Source organism: candidate division WOR-3 bacterium (assembly GCA_039803545.1).
Lineage (GTDB): Bacteria > Hydrothermota > Hydrothermia > UBA1063 > UBA1063 > UBA1063.
Window position 1 is genome coordinate 315,976 of sequence record JBDRYS010000001.1, and the last position, 17,842, is coordinate 333,817.

General features: G+C 39.8%; 17 protein-coding genes. 2 read left to right on the top strand and 15 right to left on the bottom strand.

The genetic code is table 11. From position 1 onward, the window contains the following. Nucleotides 1–8: 8 nt before the first annotated feature. The 12 genes from ftsA to ABIM45_01485 all read right to left on the bottom strand — a co-directional run bounded on the left by ftsA (nt 9) and on the right by ABIM45_01485 (nt 13,892). Nucleotides 9–1,238: a cell division protein FtsA gene (ftsA, locus tag ABIM45_01430; GenBank protein ID MEO0238576.1), complete on the bottom strand. Its 1,230-nt coding sequence runs from the start codon at nt 1,236–1,238 to the stop codon at nt 9–11. Further along, a complete protein-coding gene (murB, locus tag ABIM45_01435) occupies nt 1,213–2,121 on the bottom strand; it encodes a UDP-N-acetylmuramate dehydrogenase (protein ID MEO0238577.1) in 909 nt (302 codons plus the stop codon). Before murB ends, ftsA begins: the two co-directional genes overlap by 26 nt. After that, nucleotides 2,118–3,488 carry a UDP-N-acetylmuramate--L-alanine ligase gene (gene murC, locus ABIM45_01440; GenBank protein MEO0238578.1) on the bottom strand — a complete coding sequence of 457 codons (1,371 nt, stop codon included), beginning with the start codon at nt 3,486–3,488 and terminating at the stop codon, nt 2,118–2,120. Before murC ends, murB begins: the two co-directional genes overlap by 4 nt. Next, nucleotides 3,475–4,530, bottom strand: coding sequence for a UDP-N-acetylglucosamine--N-acetylmuramyl-(pentapeptide) pyrophosphoryl-undecaprenol N-acetylglucosamine transferase (locus tag ABIM45_01445; GenBank protein ID MEO0238579.1), 1,056 nt, complete (start codon nt 4,528–4,530; stop codon nt 3,475–3,477). The genes murC and ABIM45_01445 overlap by 14 nt, the downstream gene beginning before the upstream one ends. Then, nucleotides 4,517–5,641 carry an FtsW/RodA/SpoVE family cell cycle protein gene (locus ABIM45_01450; protein ID MEO0238580.1) on the bottom strand — a complete coding sequence of 375 codons (1,125 nt, stop codon included), beginning with the start codon at nt 5,639–5,641 and terminating at the stop codon, nt 4,517–4,519. The genes ABIM45_01445 and ABIM45_01450 overlap by 14 nt, the downstream gene beginning before the upstream one ends. Then, nucleotides 5,598–6,965, bottom strand: coding sequence for a UDP-N-acetylmuramoyl-L-alanine--D-glutamate ligase (gene murD / locus ABIM45_01455; GenBank protein ID MEO0238581.1), 1,368 nt, complete (start codon nt 6,963–6,965; stop codon nt 5,598–5,600). Before murD ends, ABIM45_01450 begins: the two co-directional genes overlap by 44 nt. Continuing rightward, complete coding sequence (gene mraY, locus ABIM45_01460) at nt 6,962–8,038, bottom strand: phospho-N-acetylmuramoyl-pentapeptide-transferase (GenBank protein MEO0238582.1); 1,077 nt, start codon at nt 8,036–8,038, stop codon at nt 6,962–6,964. The genes murD and mraY overlap by 4 nt, the downstream gene beginning before the upstream one ends. Continuing rightward, nucleotides 8,035–9,384 (bottom strand): UDP-N-acetylmuramoyl-tripeptide--D-alanyl-D-alanine ligase, encoded by a 1,350-nt coding sequence (gene murF, locus ABIM45_01465; GenBank protein ID MEO0238583.1) that lies wholly within the window; start codon nt 9,382–9,384, stop codon nt 8,035–8,037. The genes mraY and murF overlap by 4 nt, the downstream gene beginning before the upstream one ends. Next, the gene (locus tag ABIM45_01470) at nt 9,372–10,805 is read right to left on the bottom strand and encodes a UDP-N-acetylmuramoyl-L-alanyl-D-glutamate--2,6-diaminopimelate ligase (protein MEO0238584.1); all 1,434 of its coding nucleotides are present in this window, start codon (nt 10,803–10,805) and stop codon (nt 9,372–9,374) included. Before ABIM45_01470 ends, murF begins: the two co-directional genes overlap by 13 nt. Next, on the bottom strand, nt 10,774–12,411 hold the full coding sequence (locus ABIM45_01475; GenBank protein MEO0238585.1) for a penicillin-binding protein 2: 1,638 nt from the start codon (nt 12,409–12,411) through the stop codon (nt 10,774–10,776). Before ABIM45_01475 ends, ABIM45_01470 begins: the two co-directional genes overlap by 32 nt. A gap of 129 nt (nt 12,412–12,540) precedes the next feature. After that, entirely contained in the window at nt 12,541–13,473 is a 933-nt protein-coding gene (gene rsmH, locus ABIM45_01480; protein ID MEO0238586.1) for a 16S rRNA (cytosine(1402)-N(4))-methyltransferase RsmH, read from the bottom strand. Next, nucleotides 13,470–13,892: a division/cell wall cluster transcriptional repressor MraZ gene (locus ABIM45_01485; GenBank protein MEO0238587.1), complete on the bottom strand. Its 423-nt coding sequence runs from the start codon at nt 13,890–13,892 to the stop codon at nt 13,470–13,472. The genes rsmH and ABIM45_01485 overlap by 4 nt, the downstream gene beginning before the upstream one ends. Nucleotides 13,893–14,012: 120 nt before the next feature. Here ABIM45_01485 and ABIM45_01490 point away from each other — a divergent pair, with 120 nt between their 5' ends. Beyond that, nucleotides 14,013–15,698 carry an AMP-binding protein gene (locus ABIM45_01490; protein MEO0238588.1) on the top strand — a complete coding sequence of 562 codons (1,686 nt, stop codon included), beginning with the start codon at nt 14,013–14,015 and terminating at the stop codon, nt 15,696–15,698. On the opposite strand, the gene ABIM45_01495 is transcribed toward ABIM45_01490, so the two are convergent. After that, nucleotides 15,686–16,246 (bottom strand): nucleoside-triphosphatase, encoded by a 561-nt coding sequence (locus ABIM45_01495; GenBank protein ID MEO0238589.1) that lies wholly within the window; start codon nt 16,244–16,246, stop codon nt 15,686–15,688. The genes ABIM45_01490 and ABIM45_01495 overlap by 13 nt on opposite strands. 47 nt (nt 16,247–16,293) lie before the next feature. Between ABIM45_01495 and ABIM45_01500 the strand changes: the two genes are divergently transcribed. Further along, on the top strand, nt 16,294–16,650 hold the full coding sequence (locus ABIM45_01500; GenBank protein ID MEO0238590.1) for a Rid family detoxifying hydrolase: 357 nt from the start codon (nt 16,294–16,296) through the stop codon (nt 16,648–16,650). Here the strand turns inward: ABIM45_01500 and ABIM45_01505 are convergent. After that, nucleotides 16,645–16,920, bottom strand: a complete 276-nt coding sequence (locus tag ABIM45_01505) for a zinc ribbon domain-containing protein (protein MEO0238591.1) — start codon at nt 16,918–16,920, stop codon at nt 16,645–16,647. The genes ABIM45_01500 and ABIM45_01505 overlap by 6 nt on opposite strands. A gap of 29 nt (nt 16,921–16,949) precedes the next feature. After that, nucleotides 16,950–17,834: a cation diffusion facilitator family transporter gene (locus tag ABIM45_01510; GenBank protein MEO0238592.1), complete on the bottom strand. Its 885-nt coding sequence runs from the start codon at nt 17,832–17,834 to the stop codon at nt 16,950–16,952. Between the last annotated feature and the right edge of the window lie 8 nt (nt 17,835–17,842).

Genomic DNA, 17,842 nt, shown 5'->3' on the forward strand with positions numbered 1-17,842 from the left:
GGCCCCCTTTAGCTGCTAAAAAGTCTTTTAAAGATCCCCTTTACACTACCCATAATTTTTGTCTCTGACAGTTCTTTATTAGAAGTTAATTTTCTGTGGGCAAAGAGTAACACGGCGAGGGAAGAGGATAATCTGTTGGTCAGCAACAGTTCATTATTGCTAAAGACTTTTTCAAGTTTCTCGTCGGGTTTATAAACCTCGGATGTAATGTTGAATACCTTCTCCGCGATCTTGTCAATGTACTCTATTTCGCTGGTTCCACCTGTGATTTTTACAAAAGTAATCTTGTCTTTTAAATCGTTCTGATGGAGCCTTTCTTTTATGTATTCGAAGATGTCCGTAAGTCTATCAGTGATATATTGAACTACCAGTTCTCCCCTTATTTGCGATGGTTTACCTGGTGAAGATATTGAATTTAAAAATTCCCTTTCTTCTTCGTCGGTGTAATCCTTTCTGCTATAAAACTTTTTTAACTCTTCTGCCTTGTCAAGGGTTATGTTGAAATAGTGCCTAAGGTCTTTGTTGATGTTTATGCCACCAACGGGGACAGTTTCAGCAAAGAGGAGTTGGTCTTCAGACATTACACCGTAGTTGGTAAGGTCACGACCTATGTCTATGAATAAGATACCATTTTCCCTTTCTTCCTTAGTTGTTAGTTCGTACAGTTCTGCTATAATTTGATAAATAAGACTCTCTGCAATTATCCCCGCCTTTTCAAGTGCTTTTTTGTAATTGAGCAGAGACGATTTTTTTGCAGTTATAAGGGCTGACTGTACTTCAAGTCTTACCCCAAGCATACCCTTTGGGTTTTTTATATCGGTTTTTGAGTCCACATTGAACCTGACTGGTATCGCCTGGGCTATTGAACGACCTTCTTCGATTTTGATCGTGTGAGAATTTTTTATAGCTTGTTCTATATGCTTTTCCGTGATTTCTGCAGGGTTTTCCGGAGTGCCACAGGCAGCCATCCCGATGGAAGTTATAAATTCTATCTCCGGATCGCTAAATCCAATGAAAACGTGAGCTGGTTCGAATTTTGATTTTTTTGTATATTCCTCGATGGATTTTCTTACTTTGTTTGCAACATTTTCGAGGTTATAAACCTGGCCCTGTCTTATAGTGTCGGAATCCACAGGTTCCAAATCCCAATGCTTTAGTACGAGTTCATTGCTCACTTCGGCGATGAAAGTTACAACTTTTGATGAGCAAAAATCAACTACCATAAAGGTTTCTGCCATCTTTATCCTCCCTGAAAAAGTGGCCATTGGGTTCCAAAACAATTATTTCCCTTTCCAGTTCAATATTGAACATTTCCTTAACTTTTTCGAACCCGATTTTTATTAGTTCCAAAACATCTTGATAGGTTGCATTATTGAAATTTACGATAAAATTAGCGTGTTTTTCTGAAAACTTTGCCCCACCTACAGTGAAACCTTTAAGTCCAGCCCTGTCTAAAAGGTATCCTGCACTTATCCCTTCGGGATTTTTAAACACCGAGCCTAAGGTTAACTCTCCTACTGGTTGCGTTTCTCTCCTGCGACTTTTGAATTCCTCCATCGCTGACTTTATTTTATCGGATGTGGAAGGAACAAGCTGCAATGTTGCTTCAATTAATATACCAATTTTCTTTAAGTCACTCCTTCTGTAGCTAAAGTTCAGGTCTTTTTGAGTTACTTTTACAATGTGACCATCTGGGGTCAGAACAACCCCTTCTATAAATAGTTCTCCAATTTCTCTCCCGAAGGCGCCCGCATTCCCTGAAATCGCTCCACCAATGGTTCCAGGAATTTCGCAGAGTTGTTCCATACCAGAGAGTTCTGCTCTTAAAAGTTCATTTACGAGGTAGGGCAACCGGGTCCCTGCTTTCACTTTGACCTTTGTACCATAGATTGTTATATCGTTGAGCCCGGTTGTTTTAATAATTACTCCATGGTATCCTTCATCGGGAAACAGAATGTTACTTCCACCCCCAATAATATAGTAGGGTAGGTTAAAATCCTTTGCCATTTTGATGGCATTTAAAAGATCTTCTGTAGATTCAGCCTCAACAAATATGTGAGCCGGTCCACCAATCCTTATGTAGCTATGGTTTTTGAGAAGCTCCTGTTTTTTAATTTTCATAGTTGTTGAAGTATAGCCTCTCCTATCTTATAAACGTTTCCCGCCCCAATGGTTATTAAAAGGTCGCCGGGCTTCAGTTCCTTTTTCAAGTATTCAATTATCTCTTCAAATTCTTTGATGTACATTGCGTCTTTGTGCCCATATTTTTTCAAGGAGTCATAGATTAGCTTTGCTGTTACCCCTTCAATGGGCTTTTCTCCTGCGGGGTAAATTTCTGTAACAATTACTTTATCGGCATCAAAAAAGGCTGTACCGAATCGATCGTACAAGTGGTAGGTGCGAGTATACCGGTGGGGCTGAAAAACTGCAATTATCCTGCCGTCATGATATTCTCTTGCGGTTTTAAGAGTTTCAATAATTTCTCGTGGATGATGTCCATAATCGTCTACTACCTTAATTCCGTATACTGTACCCTTGAGTTCAAATCTCCTTGCTACGCCTTTAAATTCTGCGATTCCCTCAATTATTTCATTTTCTTTTATTCCAATTTCCATTCCAACTGCAAAGGCAGCCAGCGCATTTTTAACATTATGTACCCCTGGGATGTTTAGAGTTACATCTCCAACTTTGTTTTTTCGATAATATGCTGAGAACTTGATATGATCGTTGTAAACCTGGATATTCCTTGCGTTTAGATCTGCATTCGATGCCAGTCCGTAAGTGATTTTATTCCTTTCTACAAAGGGTAAGATCTCGATGGTATTCCTGTCATCGATATTGGCGCAAACTGCACCATAAAAGGGGACTTTGCTCGCAAATTCAATAAATGCCTTTTTAATATTCTCGAGGTTGCCATAGTAATCTAAGTGCTCTTCGTCGATGTTGGTTATTACAACAATAGTGGGGAAGAGATGGAGAAAGGACATATCACTTTCATCGGCTTCAACCACGAGATAATCGGATTGCCCAAGTTTTGCTCCAGACTTTAAGCCTTTTATGATTCCCCCGACAATAATTGTAGGATCGAAACCTGCTACCTGCAAAACAGTACCTATCATTGAGGTTGTAGTCGTTTTTCCGTGGGCACCAGATACCGCAATCGTATATTTTATGCGTGTTAATTCTGCCAGCATTAAGGCTCTTCTTATAACGGGAATTCCTTTTTCCTTTGCAGCTATCACTTCAACATTATCATCTTTTACGGCTGTTGAAATCACAAGGAGGTCTGCGTCATTAATATTCTCCGGTCTGTGGCCATAATTGATCTTAATTCCTATTTCTTGTAAGTGTTTGGTAACTTCATTAGAGGCAAGATCTGAGCCAGTCACAATGAAGCCAAGGTTGTGGAGGACCTCAGCAATACCACTCATCCCAGAGCCGCCGATTCCCACAAAATGGATTTTCTTGAACTTTTTAGCAAATTGCATCTTTAAAAATCTCCTTGTAAATGATTTCTTCAGCGTTTTCTATTGACAATTTTTTTGCAAATTCCTTCTTATAAGCCCAACTCAGGTCCTTCAGGTAGTTTTCAAACTTCTCAGGAATGTCGTTCTCTGCGATCACAACGACATTTCCAGTTTTTTCGAGTTCACGAGCATTGTAATACTGATGTTTGTCTCGGGAGTAGGGGTAAGGTATGAGGATTGCTGGTTTCCCGTGGTATGCTATCTCCATGCACGAACTTGCACCTGCCCTCGAAATAACTATATCTGCTGCTGAGTAGTATAGACCCATTTCTTTGATAAAAGGCAATGTTATGCAATTTTTGAGATTTAATGTTTGCACTAAGGAGTTTATGTAATCAAAATTTCGGGCACCTGTTTGGGTGATGAAAAGATATTCACTAAATTTTCCTGCAAAGGGGACTATTTTTTCGACCATTCCGCGGGCTCCCAGACTTCCACCGATTACCAGAATGACCATTTTATCTTCAGGAAGGTTCAAGAGTCGTCTCGCTTCCTCTTTTGAGTATCTCCTCTTGGCTTCTTCTCGGATGGGAAGTCCTGTAACAATTACGTTTCCCTTAAGGTGTTTTTTAGTCTCATCGAAGGCGACGAAGTTTGCCCTTGCAAATCTTGCAAAGATTTTATTAACTAAGCCGGGGATGACATTTTGTTCCATTAAAAAGAAGGGTTTTTTCAAAAGTATAGATGCGATAAGGACGGGCACCACTGCGTAACTTCCTGTGGCAAGAATTACGCAAGGACTTTTTTGCTTTAGGGTGAAGAGACTTTTTATTGTGTTTAATTTTAGAGAGAATAAGGCTTTTGCGAATTGTAAGGGGTTTTTTTGAAAATGATAGGATTTCCAATAGATTACGTTCGCTTTATCAATGGTCCCTATTTTGCTTCCCGAGAGAAGGTACAGTACTTTTTTGCCATTTTTTTCGAAGAATTCACCACAACTTAAGGCTGGAAAGATATGCCCTCCCGTTCCACCTGTTGCTATTAAAATGTCAAATTCTTTCATATTCCTCAACTTTTTCAGAAAGGAACTCAAGGGTACCTAAGGCAAAGAGATTTACTATTAAAGAGCTACCACCAAGGCTTATTAAAGGTAGAGTCTGCCCTGTTGGAGGGAGTAGGCCAAGGTTTACCCCTATATGGATGGCAGAAGTGAAAAAGATCATAAAGGTTATTCCAGCTCCGAGGACTGCGTAATAATAATTTGCGTTGAAATGCCTTGTCGAAACTTGAATTCCTCGAAAAATTATTACAATATAACACAATATAATTAGGGCCGCACCGAAAAGCCCTAATTCTTCTACTATAACCGCAAAGATAAAGTCATTTTCGGCCATAGGTAGATAGAGATATTTTTGTGTGCCCTTCCCAATCCCTTTCCCCGCGATGCCGCCCTGTGCTACTGCTATTAAGGCCTGTTTCACCTGGTAGTGTTTTTCTCCACTCACGAAAGTTTCTAATCTTTTTTGAACATGCCTAAAATTTCGTGGGAATGCTAAGAGTAGCCCTAATGCGAGAACTATTGAAGCAATGGAAGGAACAAGTAGGTACATTACCCTCACACCTGCAAAAAATAGGGTTGCCAATATAATCATCCCAAGGATGATTGCAGAAGAAAGGTTGGGTTGAAGAGCGACCAAAAGTATGTTGATGAAAGGTAAAATTAAGATTTTCAAAAGCTTTAGAGTGTTTTTTAGTGCTGATTTCTCTTGAGAAAGCTCACCTGCAAGGTAGAAAATGGTGACGAGCTTTGCCAGTTCTGAGGGCTGAAAGCTTAAGAGTCCAAACCTCAGCCACCTCACTGCGCCATAGTTTCGAAGTCCTACTAAGAAAAGTAGGCCAAGAATACCAGTGGTGATATACATTGCCAATCTTATATGCTTTCTGTATAGCTTAGGATCTATCCCTGAAGCTATGAAGAAAGCTGTAAGTCCAACGGCAATTCTAATCAATTCTTTAATTAATGATCTGAACCTGGAAATGCCATATAATTCATGGCGATAGATGGTTGCGGAATAAACCATCAACATTCCAAAGATTACAAGTGCCAGTGTACTCACTATAAGTGTGAAATCAATTTTCCTCGGCGAGTTTTCTGACCCAGTACTGAAATACATCACCGCGCTCCTTGTAATTTTTAAACATATCAAAGCTGGCACAACCGGGAGAGAGGAGAACTACATCACCGGGTTCGGCAAGCTTGAAGCTTTTTTCAACGGCATCCTTCATGTCTGATGCTTCAGTTACAGGAAGGTGAGAAGAAAAGGTAGATACTACCTTGGGCTTAGCCTTTCCAATGGCGATAATGTGTTTACAGTGAGATTTTACGGTGTTGATTAAGGGTTTGAAGTCCAAATCCTTGTCCTCGCCTCCCATGATGAGAATAACGGGCTCCTTAAATCCCCTTAATGCCCACTCTACTGCGTGTGGGTTTGTACCCTTTGAGTCGTCATAGAATTTAATGCCGTTTTTTTCCAAAACAAACTCAATTCTGTGGGGTAGACCTTTAAACTCTCTAAGTTTTTCTCTTATCATTTCAATGGGAATGCCATAATAATATGCAAATACTGTTGATACCGCTGCGTTGAATACGTTGTGTATTCCCCTTATTTTGAGGTCATCTACATGAAAGAGCGGCTTTTCCCTCCCTTGCTCCGTTAAAATTACCCGTCCACTGTTTTTATCGAAATAAGCCCCTTCCTCTATCTTTTCTTCAAGGCTTACGAATACGACTTTTGATTTGGCACGATTTTTCAGTGGACGAACCACGGGATCATCGTAATTGAGGATTAATAGGTCATTTTCATCCTGGTTCTCAAAGATCCGTGCTTTTGAGTTAACATAATCCTCAAAACTTGGATGCCAGTCCAAATGATCCTGGTCGATGTTTAAGATTGCAGCTATATCTGGTTTAAATTCTCTTATCATCTTTAATTGAAAACTTGATACCTCTAAGACAAATGTACCGTACTCGAAGGCATACATGCTTAGTGGGTCTCCTATATTTCCAGCGATGTAGCTGTTTTTATCGAAGTCTTTTATCAGTGTATAAGTGAGTTCAGTCACCGTGCTTTTCCCGTTGGTCCCTGTGATGGCAATATATTTACCTGCTGTAAGCTGATAGCCTACTTCTAGTTCACTGAGTACTTCTATTTTTCTATCCCTTGCCCTTTGTAATATATCAATGTCGGGTTTCACACCTGGACTGACCACTATCAGGTCTGAGTTGAGAACCTTATCGGTATGCCCTTTTTCTTCGAATTCTATGTGGTTTTCAATCAGAACGCTCTTATATTCTTCTTTAATTTCAGCGATATCGGAAACAAAAATTTTCGCATTACATTTTGAAAGGGCTAACGCGGCTTCAAGTCCACTTTTCCCGCAGCCAAGGATTGAAATTTTTTTACCCTCAAACTTTTCTATGGTTATTTTTTCTTTCATTTTATCTTCACCATCCCCAAAGCTATAAGTGAGCAAATTAGTGAAATTATCCAGAACCTTACGGTAATTTTAGCCTCGTGCATGCCCATTTCCTCAAAGTGGTGATGATAGGGTGCCCTCCTGAAAACCCTTTTCCCACCGGTGGTTCTGAAATAAATTACCTGTATCAAAACGGAAAGTGCCTCGATAACAAAGAGTCCACCTGCAATGATGATCAATATTTCCTGTTTTAAAAGGACGGAGCTAACGGCAATTATTCCTCCAATGGTCTGGGAGCCTGTATCCCCCATGAAAACCTGGGCTGGGTAAGAGTTGTACCATAGAAATCCGATCAATGCGCCTATCATTGATGACTCAAGGATTGTTAGCTCTTCGATCCCCGGGATGTAGAAGAGGTGAAGGTAAGTAGATAGTATCTTATTACCCTGGAAATAGGCCAAGAGTAGAATTACGGTAAGGGGTGGGATTGCACTCCCAGCCGCTAAGCCATCAAGTCCATCCGTTAAATTAACAGCATTTGTAAAACCGAGGAATACCAGTATAACCAAAAGAATATAAAGGTTTCCGAGATAGAGGTTTATGTTCTTAAAAAACAAAAATTGAGTCCTTTTTGCTATTTCAGCTGGATAAAACATATTTACCGCAATTACTATGAAAGCTGCAAGGAGAAATTGGAGGAACAACTTTTCCCATTTGGTAAGGCCGCCCTTTTTAGCTCCTTTAAGCTTCTTAATATCGTCGAAAAGTCCAATTATAAACATGAAGAAGGTCGCTATCAAAGCAACCATAGGGAAAGGGGTGTTGAATCTGGAAAACAGAATGGTTGAAATTATTGTGATGCTAACAAAGACAATACCACCTGCCGATGGGGTTCCTTCTTTTTTCTTATGAGTTGATGGAACATACTCGGAAATCCTTTCTTTGTATTTCGTTAGCTTTAGATAGAGGGGCATCAGCAAAAGGGTTAAGATGAGGGAAAAAGTTAAAGCAAGCCCCGCCCTGAAGGTTATGTACCTAAGCAAATTGAAAAGCTTAATGCTGCCCTTTAGCGGATACAGCCACTCATAAATCATAAAATTTCCTCCAATTTGTTTACTATTTCTTCGAGTGTTAATCCTCTTGAAGCCTTTAATATCAGCCAGTCCCCTGGCTTTAAGTAATCTCTGAGAAAGCTTACAACCTCTTCCTTGTTGTTAAAGTGGTAGACCTCAGTTATACCTTCTTTTTTAGCTTCTTCTGAGATGAACTTTGAAAGCTCTCCTACGGTAACAAGAATTTTATGCCCGAGTTCTTTGAAGATTCTGCCTATTTTTCGGTGCTCTTCTTCTGCCCTTTCTCCCAGTTCTAACATATCACCGAGGACAAAGATTAGCCTTTTGCCGTTTTCTTTAAAAGTTCTTAAAAGCTCGGTAAGAGAGTCGGGATTCGAATTATAGGCATCGTTGATAATAGTTATATCTTTTAGAACTTTCTTTTCCATTCGCATCTTTTCGCCTTTAAAATCTTTTAGGACTTCTTGCATGTCTTCGAGGGGAATGCCAAGATGTTCTCCTATCGCTATCGCCCCCATTACATTTTCTAGCATCCCTCTTCCAGGGAGTGGGAAGTAAAACTCTTTGCCTTTGTAAGAAAAGGAACTGGAGAATTCTTCAAGTCCATATTTTTCTGGCTTCACATCTCCTGTATCAAGCCCAAAGGTAGTCTTACCGGCTGTGTATGGTATCATGGATTTTAGAATATCAAAGAAATCGGTAGAGGCATTTAGAAAGGCATGGCCGCTGTAATCCATTTCCTTGAATAGAGTACCCTTTTCGAAAGCGATGTTTTCTTTGGTGCCGAAGAACTCGATATGGGCAGTTCCTATTTTCGTTATTATTGGGTAGTTCGGCCTTGCTATGGAGGTCAAGTACCTAATTTCACCTGGATGATTTGTTCCGTACTCGAGAATCAGGTAGTCAGTATGGAAAGGTGCTTCCAGGATGGTTAGGGGCAAGCCAATATGGTTGTTAAAACTTTTCCTTGATTTAAAAACTTTGTAACGTGTTGAGAGAATAGTGTAAATTAGTTCCTTGGTGGTAGTCTTTCCCACGGACCCTGTAACGCCAATGACCTTTGCCTTCATCCTTTTTAATTTTTCTTTTGCAAGCCTTGCCATTGCAAGGACAGTGTCATCTACGAGAATTACAGGGAGATGAGGAGCTATTTGGGATGAAAAAGGTGCTATGGCTACGACTGAGCCTTTAGATATTGCTTCTTCTGCAAAATCTGCTCCGTCAAATTTTTCACCTTTGATGCAGAAAAAGGCTGAATCCGGTTTAATCAGACGTGAATCGATGGAAAAGTCTTTCACCATTAAATCAAGATCTACGTTTTTTGCTTTCCCGCCGGTAATGAAAGCGATTTCCCTTACTGTAAACATCCCTTCTCCTTTAAAGCTTCTAACGCAACATCGTAGTCTGAAAAGGGATAACGAACCCCTTTTATCTCCTGATAATTTTCGTGCCCTTTCCCTATGATGAGAACAATGTCATCTTTCTCTGCCAGTTTAATTGCTGTGAAAATCGCTTCTCTTCGATCAGGTATGACCTTTGCTCTATCACCTTTCATACCGCTTAAAATATCTTGTATTATCCTTTCGGGTGGTTCTGACCTTGGGTTATCTGATGTGATAATTTGTATGTCTGATAATTCTTCGGATATTTGTCCAAATAAAGGTCTTTTCCCGGGATCTCTATCGCCACCCGCGCCAAACACGGTTATAATTCTCCCTTTTCTGTACTGTTTCACATTTTCCAAGAGGTTTCTCATTGCCTCTGGTGTATGGGCGTAGTCGATGAATACATTGATTCCACAGTTATTATCTACTTTTTGGAATCTGCCCGGCACAGGTTTTATGTTAATTGCCAACTCCTTAAGATTTTGGGCTTTATTAAGCGTGTGTAGAACAAGAGCGGCGCACAAAAAATTGTACACATTGAACTTTCCTGGTAAGGGGATGTAAAGATTTCTCTCGTTTATAACTCCATAAAGGTTCACAATGGAGCCATCCAGTCCTGTTTTGACAATTTCTGCCTTAAGAGAAGCATTTTCTTTTATACCGAAAGTAAGTGGTTCCTTTGTTGCTTCTAAGAAATATTTTGAGTAAGGGTCATCAAGGTTGATCACAGCGAATTCTGGCTTGTAGATCTGGAATAGTTTTAGTTTTGCCTTTAGATAATTCTCCATTGTGCCGTGATATTCCATGTGTTCTCTGGAAAAATTCGTAAAACAGCCTACGTAGAAATGGGTCCCTTCTATTCTGTATTCTTCGATGCCTGCTGAAGAGACTTCCATAATGAAATATTTTGCACCTTCTTGAAGTGCTTTATACATGAATTCCTGAATATCAGATGATTCCGGGGTTGTTCTTCCCGCCTCCACACAATTGTTCCCGATGCAGTAGTAAATTGTGCCGAGTAATCCTGTCTTTTCACCTTGCGCTTCGAGCATTTCCCTTATCATAAAAGTGGTTGTAGTCTTTCCATTGGTTCCTGTCACCCCTATGGTTTTTAGCTTTTGTGATGGGTTATCAAAAAATCGGGCCGCTATAATTCCTAAATATTTTCTCGTGTTTTCAACATAAATGTATGGCACGGGGTAATCCTTTTCCTCCTGAACCATTAGGGCGACAGCCCCATTTTTTACTGCTTCTTCAACAAATAAATGCCCGTCTGTGTTTCTACCTTTTAAGGCAATGAAAAGGTCTCCAGGTTTTACTTTCTTAGAGTTGTATGTAATTCCTTTCACATCAACATCTTTTCCAACCATTTTAAAACCGTGTGCAAGTTGCGAAAGTAGCATCGCTTCCCCCTGCTATAAATTCTGCTATCTTTCTAAAGAGTGGAGCTGCAACTTCACCACCGTACCTCAGGTATAAAGGCCCCTTTGGCTCAAAAATTACTACGTAGATTAAATATTTTGGATTATCTTTCGGGAAAAATCCAATGAAGGAGCTGGTCATGGCATCAGATGTGTAATTACCGGTTTCGGGGTCCAGATTTTTTGCCGTTCCAGTCTTCCCACACACATCAAGCCCTGGAACTTCTGCTTTTTTGCCAGTTCCGTAAACTACGACATCCCGCATCATTTCTTTGAGGGTATCGGCAAGCTCTTTATTAATGGCATGGCGCACCACTATTGGTTTTCCTTGCTTTATGATTCTTGGTAACAACAAGAGCCCGCCGTTGGCAACAGCCCCGTAGGCCATTGCCATCTGTATTCCGTTTACCATCACACCATATCCATAAGCGAAATTTGCGGTTCGAAGGTTGCTCCATTTAGAGGGTTTTAATATAGGCGGTGCTGATTCTCCTGGGAGGTTAATTCCTGTGGGACAACCGATTCCGAATTTTTGAGCAGTCCTATAAAGTTTTTGTGGCCCAAGCATTATCCCTATTTTAGCTGCCGCAATATTGGAAGAATAGGCAAAGGCTTCTCTTACACTTAATTGTGGGTGGGGATGTTCATCGGTAATGAGATGGTTGTAATATGAATACTTGCCGTTTTCCGTGTTTATCGTGTCTGAAAGTTTTACTATCTTATTTTCTAAAGCTGATGCATAGGTTATTAGTTTAAAGGTAGATCCTGGCTCGTAGGGGTCCTCTATTGCTATGTTTTTTGATGGTATCTTGTCATTAGGATTTGCACTTGGATAAACTGCCAATGCAAGTATTTCACCTGTTTGTGGATTAGTTACGACTACGAATCCTTTTGATGCGCCCGTTTCTTGAATACGCTGTTTCAAGGCATAGTAGCAAAACTCTTGAAGAGTTAAGTTAATTGTTGTAACGATACTTTTGCCACTTTCAGGGTCCTTGTCCTGATTTTTATTAAGTTTAATGAGGTTACCTTTCGCATCCCGGATGTAAAGTATTTTACCAGGTTTTCCTCTTATGTAAGAATCCAAAACCAATTCGAGGCCACCCAGTGGATTTTCGTCTTCTCCGATGCATCCTGTAAGCGGCGCCAGTGCCTCCCCGTAGGGATAGTATCGGTCTTTGACAATTCTCTGCAGAACTTCGGAACTATTTTGAAACTCCTGAAGAGTGGTTGAACAAAATTTAAAGTCAGCAATTTTTGTATGCATTTTCCTGTTTTGCAATTTGGATGCGTATATTTGAGCACCATTACCCTGGTATTTATAGAGGATCTTTACCGCGTAAGGGGTGAGTTTTGGCTTTACTTTGTAAATTTTCAATGTCGGTACATTAACGACGAGTGGGTTCCCATTTCGGTCGTATATTATACCTCTTTCTCCTTGTATTGGCAGAGAAATTAAAGTCTGCTCTTCACCCAGTTCTCTGTATTTTGAACCCAAGGGCGTGGTTTGAAGGAGGAATATGTAGAGTATGAAAAATGCATAAACTGAAATCAGTAAGACGTTAAGAAAAATAGTCTTAGCTCTCATTTAAGGACCATGCCCAGCTTATCGAAGGAACGGAGTGTTTGTATTTTAGCTTCTTCAATAAGAAGTTCTCTCGAGATTTTTTCTATATAACTGTACATTTCGGCATTTTTTCTACCCTTTACTACATTTCTACTTGCCAAGCAAAGGGGAGGGGAAAAGAGAAAGATTAAACTTATACCAATCAACAAGGCTCTTTTCATCTACTTCCTCCTTTTGAAAGACCCTTAGTTTAGAACTTCTACACCTGGGATTTTCTAAAGACTCATTTAGGTCGGGGGGGAGTGGTTTTTTAGTTATCGCTTTCATTCCCCTAATGTTTTTTACGTTTTTGCAAAGCCGGTCTTCAATAGAGTGATATGAAAGGGTAATTAATATGCCGCCCTTTGAAAGGGCCAAAATTGCCTCTTTAATTCCCGTGGCCATATTTAGAAATTCATTGTTTGTGAAAATTCGGAAGGCCTGGAATATTTTGGGTAGTTCATCGTTAAGAAATCGATAAGGAATAGAACTTTTAACGATCTCGACCAAGTCAGAGGTGTATTTTATTCTATTTTTGTTTGAATAAATATTTCGGGCGAGAGTTCTTGCAAATCTTACTTCACCAAATTCTTTCAGAATTAATTCAATTTCATGCTCTGTTAATTTTTGAATTTTCTCGTAAAGAGGTTCACCTGCAGCGGGGTTGAAGCGCATATCGAGAACCTCTTCTTTTCTATAGGAAAAGCCTCTTTCTGAGCCTTCTAAGTGATATGAAGACAATCCAAAGTCAAAGAGAATGGCATCGACCCTTTTGATGTCTGTATCGGTAAGCACGCTTCTTATGTTAGTATAACTTTCGTTTAAGCAAGTAATATTGGAAAAATCTTTTGTATTTTCCAAAAGTTGCTGGAAGTAAGTGGGATCTACTTCCATGGCGATTACTCTACCACTTTCCCCCACTAATGTGGCTAAAGCTATAGAGTGCCCGCCTTCCCCTGCTGTGCAGTCCACCACAAATTTACACTTAAACTCTTGTAAGAATTGTAGAATTTTTTCAACCTGGCAAGGTTTATGAAATTTCATAGCGGGATTTCTTTAAAGTTGAGTTCTTCTACTTTATGGAGTTCGGCATATAGGTCAGGGTTCCATATCTCAAACCATCTCGGCATTTTGATAAAAATGCACACTTTAGATATGTTGGCGTAAGCCATGAGATTACCGGGTATTAATATTCTTCCCTGAGCATCAATTTCTGTTTCTTCCGATTCTCCTAAAAGGTACCTGACAGCTTTTCTCTTTTCTTCATCCCAAAGTGGGAATTCTCTAATTCTCTCTTCAAATTTTCTCCATTCCTCTTCGGTGAAGACATAAATGCATTTTTCTATCCCCTTTGTTAGGATCAATTTTTCACCATACTTCATTTCCTTTCTCAAATTTACGGGGATAGCAATGCGGCCTTTCTCGTCTATATGGTGTAGTCTGTTAATTCTCTTTTTTTCCACTTTTCCCCACCTTTTACCACTAAAGTTTAATTCTCCAAGGGTGGTTTGTCAAGAGGGCGGCACTTTTCTTTTTAAAGTTTGCATTTTCTTTTTTTCTAATCTTTGGTTTATAATGTTCACATGGACGCCTGGAGAAATTTAACTAAATATACAATTCCCGAACTCGTAAAAAAGATCGTTGAACTTCATGCAGCCCGACCTGCAATGGGGTTTTACTTTGAAGAGCCTTTTACCTATGGCGAGTTAATGAGGAGGATAATCTCACTATCTCATCAGCTTAAGGAGTACGGTGTTAGAAAAGGAACCAAAGTTGCAATTCTGGGCGAAAATTCACCCAACTGGGTTATTGCATATCTTTCAACGGTTTTTCTGGGTGGCATTGCGGTTCCAATCCTAACGGATTTTCATCCGGGTGATATTTCCAATATTTTAAAACATTCTGAGTCTACGGGGCTATTCGTGAGCAAGATTAACCTTCAAAGGCTAAAAGGTTATGACCTTGGCAATGTTCGATTTTTGATTACCTTAGATGATTTTGCTCCAGAAACCCTTGAGGTTGAAGTGAGCCGCATTTCATCTATTTATGAGAAGGCTAAAAATTTTGCATTACAATTAGCAGAAAAGATAGGATTAATAAGCGATGAGATTGAGCCTGACGATGTTGCTGCGATAATTTACACTTCGGGGACAACGGGAAATTCCAAGGGTGTAATGCTTACTCATAAAAATATTGTTTCCAATGTTACGCAGGTTGCCAGAATATTCGATTTGAACCAGAACGACAGAGTCTTATCCATTTTGCCACTTGCTCATTCTTATGAGTTTACCTTGGGCCTATTGTATTCTTTATCGGTAGGTGCTTGTATCTATTACATCGGGAAAAAGCCTACCCCTGCTTTAGTACATGAGGCATGTGAGAGAGTAAAACCGACTATAATACCTGCTGTTCCCCTTTTGGTCGAGAAGGTTTATAAATCTAAGGTTAAAAAGCTTCTGGAAGAAAAGAAGGCGATCAAAACTGTTACAAAAATTCCTTTTGTCAAAAATCTTATCTATTCGAAGATAAGGAAATCTCTCCTTGAATTTTTTGGTGGTGAGTTGAGATGCATAACCTTAGGGGGAGCTCCTCTTTCCCTTGAAGTGGAGAAATTTTTAAGGACGATTAATTTCCCTTATGCGATGGGATATGGACTTACGGAAGCCTCTCCGCTCGTTAGTGGTTCTTTACCAACAGAAACGAGGCTTGGCTCAGCGGGTAAGGTAGCACCGGATATTGAAGTTAGAATAGTTGATCCTGATCCCCATACTGGAGTTGGGGAAATATGGCTCAGGGGCCCCAACATTATGAAGGGATATTACAAAAACGAGAATCTTACAAGGGAAGTACTTACAGAGGATGGATGGCTTAAGACGGGTGATCTTGGCTATGTGGATAAAGATAACTACATTTATATAAGGGGTCGCTCTAAGAACATGATACTTACCTCGGCTGGAGAGAACATTTACCCTGAAAACATTGAAGAAAAGCTCAATATGCACCCCTTGATTCAAGAGTCAGTGGTCTATGAAAGGGAAGGGAGAATCGTTGCTAAGGTTTATCTAAACTATGAGGAACTGGCTGAAGAACTGGAAGGAAAATCGGATTCCGAGAGGGAAAAAATTATAAGAGAGATTCTCAAAAAGGTTAGAGATGAAGTCAATGAGCAGTTGCCCTCTTACTCGAGGTTGTCTGAACTGTACGAATATCCTGAACCCTTTGAAAAAACGCCTACCAATAAGATAAAAAGGTATCTTTACGTAGATTGATTTTGTAGAGGTTTCTTTAGAACAATTTGAAGAATCTCCTCTGCGACTTCATCGGATTTGTAGCTTCCACTTTCTAAGAGAAATCTTTTGTCTGCTCTTTGCCTGAAGGCAGAAACGAGGGGATGGAAATCAACAACTGGAAGTGTGCACACTATAATACCTTTCTCCACGCTTAGTAATTTCTCAATAGATTCCCTGAATTTCTTTGAGAGCATCTCCATTTTGCCGATTTCATCGATTATTAATATGTTGCATTCACCCTTGAAGAACTTCCCAACCTCGTCTAAAGCAATTTTTTCGAAATTATCGACCTTTACATAGTATTTTCCGACCCTAAAAGGGGTTTTGTAGATTACATCTGCAAGGATTGCGCGTCTACCCTGTATTGTTATAATTTCGAAGCCCGTCCTTTTGCCAGTATGATCCCTTATTTCTTTCGTAGTGAATCCACATAAATAATGTTTCCCTTTTTCTTTAATTTTTTCAATTAACTTGATGCAGGTGGTAGTTTTTCCCGATGCAGGTTTGCCCTCAATCGTGATAATCATTCCCTTAGTTTGTTATATAATTTTAAGACAAGAAGGAGGAGGAATAAATGGGACCAAAGGCCATAGGACCATACAGCCTAATAAGAGGAGCAGAATGTGGTAAACTCTTTTTCATTTCAGGGCAATTGGGTATAAATCCTGAAACGGGGGAACTGGAGGTGGGCTTAGAAGCACAGGCCAGAAGAGTTATGGAAAATTTAAAGTCTATCCTTGAATCCTACGGCCTTTCAATGAATAATGTAATCAAAACTACTATTTTTCTCATAAATCCCGAAGATTTCTCAAAGGTTAATGAGATTTACGCCAGTTTTTTCTCAGAGCCTTACCCGGCTCGTTCTACAATCTTTGTTAAAGCCCTGCCTAAAAACGCCCTAATTGAAATAGAGGCGATTGCTTGTTTATGATTTCGAACCCGAGCGCCACCTCTTAAGATCAGGTATATATTCTTTTGCAATTTTGAAGGCATATTTGGGTGGTATTTTTTCAACTTCTATCATTTCCGTTGCAACCTTTTGTATCATTTCCTCCATTGTAATGTTTGGCTCTGTAAATTTGCCATTTTGGTAGCACTTCCTGCAGTATTCATAGTTCAGGCTTCCGTCTGCGTTTGTTCCGAATTCCTCTTCGGATACTATTGGAGTTCCACAGCTCTGGCAAATTGTTTTTTGTACCATTGCACCTCTCCTTACTTTAAAATTTTTATTTAGTCTTTGCTTTCTGTGTAAGGTTCAACATGTATGGTAGCATCAATATTTTCTTTCATTAAAGCATCTTCAATTTTCTTTGTAATTTCATGGGCTTCCTCAAGGCTTATCTCCTTAGGAAGCCTTATGTGAAAAGTTAGTTCGATGTGATTGCCATACCTGTGCATATGAAGATGATGAAGACCGGTTATCCTCGGGTCCGCTTTTTCTACTTCATCAGTGACTTTCTTTATTATCTCGTCAGGGACTTTTTCGCCTATGAGAGGGGAAACACTTGATTTTACAATGTCAAAAGCAGTTACAGCAATTGCTAAGGATATTAATAGGCCGAGGTATCCGTCAACGAGTGGTATCTGCTTGTTAAGAGCAACTCCTATCAAAAACAAAACGCTTGTGATCATGTCCGATTGGTGATGCCAACCATCTGCAGTAATTGCCTGTATTTTTGATTTTTTACCAGCCCAAAAGGCAAAGAGTGCGAGGGCTTGTTTTAAAGTGGCACAGACAGCCTGAACTAATACGCTCGCTAAGGTGAAGGTTATGACCTTTCGAGATGTGATTCTTATTAGGGATTCTTTGAGGAAGTTGATTGCCACGAGAATTAGCATTATGCCAATTAACAAGCTTGTTATCTTTTCAATTCTACCATGCCCAAAAGGGTGTTCCTCATCGGCGGGTTTTGCTGAAAGATAAATCCCAACAACCAGCATCATAGACGTTAAAGAGTCAGAAAGGGTATGCCAAGCGTCCGCCTGGAGTGAGACAGAGTTTATCTTAAGCCCAATGATGTATTTGGCTACAAAAAGTATTGAATTTAAAACGATGGATATCCATCCCTCAATGTATGCGAGTTTATTGAAGTCCAGGCCTTTTCTAAGCTGCATCGGGATAA

What these genes read in the sequence shown, in the direction of transcription:
- ABIM45_01510 (MEO0238592.1), bottom strand. Translation starts at nt 17,834, where the DNA reads ATGCAGCTTAGAAAAGGCCTGGACTTCAATAAACTCGCATACATTGAG.
- rsmH (MEO0238586.1), bottom strand. Translation starts at nt 13,473, where the DNA reads ATGAAATTTCATAAACCTTGCCAGGTTGAAAAAATTCTACAATTCTTA.
- ABIM45_01490 (MEO0238588.1), top strand. Translation starts at nt 14,013, where the DNA reads ATGGACGCCTGGAGAAATTTAACTAAATATACAATTCCCGAACTCGTA.
- murD (MEO0238581.1), bottom strand. Translation starts at nt 6,965, where the DNA reads ATGAAAGAAAAAATAACCATAGAAAAGTTTGAGGGTAAAAAAATTTCA.
- ABIM45_01445 (MEO0238579.1), bottom strand. Translation starts at nt 4,530, where the DNA reads ATGAAAGAATTTGACATTTTAATAGCAACAGGTGGAACGGGAGGGCAT.
- ABIM45_01495 (MEO0238589.1), bottom strand. Translation starts at nt 16,246, where the DNA reads ATGATTATCACGATTGAGGGCAAACCTGCATCGGGAAAAACTACCACC.
- murC (MEO0238578.1), bottom strand. Translation starts at nt 3,488, where the DNA reads ATGCAATTTGCTAAAAAGTTCAAGAAAATCCATTTTGTGGGAATCGGC.
- ftsA (MEO0238576.1), bottom strand. Translation starts at nt 1,238, where the DNA reads ATGGCAGAAACCTTTATGGTAGTTGATTTTTGCTCATCAAAAGTTGTA.
- murF (MEO0238583.1), bottom strand. Translation starts at nt 9,384, where the DNA reads ATGTTTACAGTAAGGGAAATCGCTTTCATTACCGGCGGGAAAGCAAAA.
- ABIM45_01475 (MEO0238585.1), bottom strand. Translation starts at nt 12,411, where the DNA reads ATGAGAGCTAAGACTATTTTTCTTAACGTCTTACTGATTTCAGTTTAT.
- mraY (MEO0238582.1), bottom strand. Translation starts at nt 8,038, where the DNA reads ATGATTTATGAGTGGCTGTATCCGCTAAAGGGCAGCATTAAGCTTTTC.
- murB (MEO0238577.1), bottom strand. Translation starts at nt 2,121, where the DNA reads ATGAAAATTAAAAAACAGGAGCTTCTCAAAAACCATAGCTACATAAGG.
- ABIM45_01505 (MEO0238591.1), bottom strand. Translation starts at nt 16,920, where the DNA reads ATGGTACAAAAAACAATTTGCCAGAGCTGTGGAACTCCAATAGTATCC.
- ABIM45_01500 (MEO0238590.1), top strand. Translation starts at nt 16,294, where the DNA reads ATGGGACCAAAGGCCATAGGACCATACAGCCTAATAAGAGGAGCAGAA.
- ABIM45_01450 (MEO0238580.1), bottom strand. Translation starts at nt 5,641, where the DNA reads ATGTATTTCAGTACTGGGTCAGAAAACTCGCCGAGGAAAATTGATTTC.
- ABIM45_01470 (MEO0238584.1), bottom strand. Translation starts at nt 10,805, where the DNA reads ATGCTACTTTCGCAACTTGCACACGGTTTTAAAATGGTTGGAAAAGAT.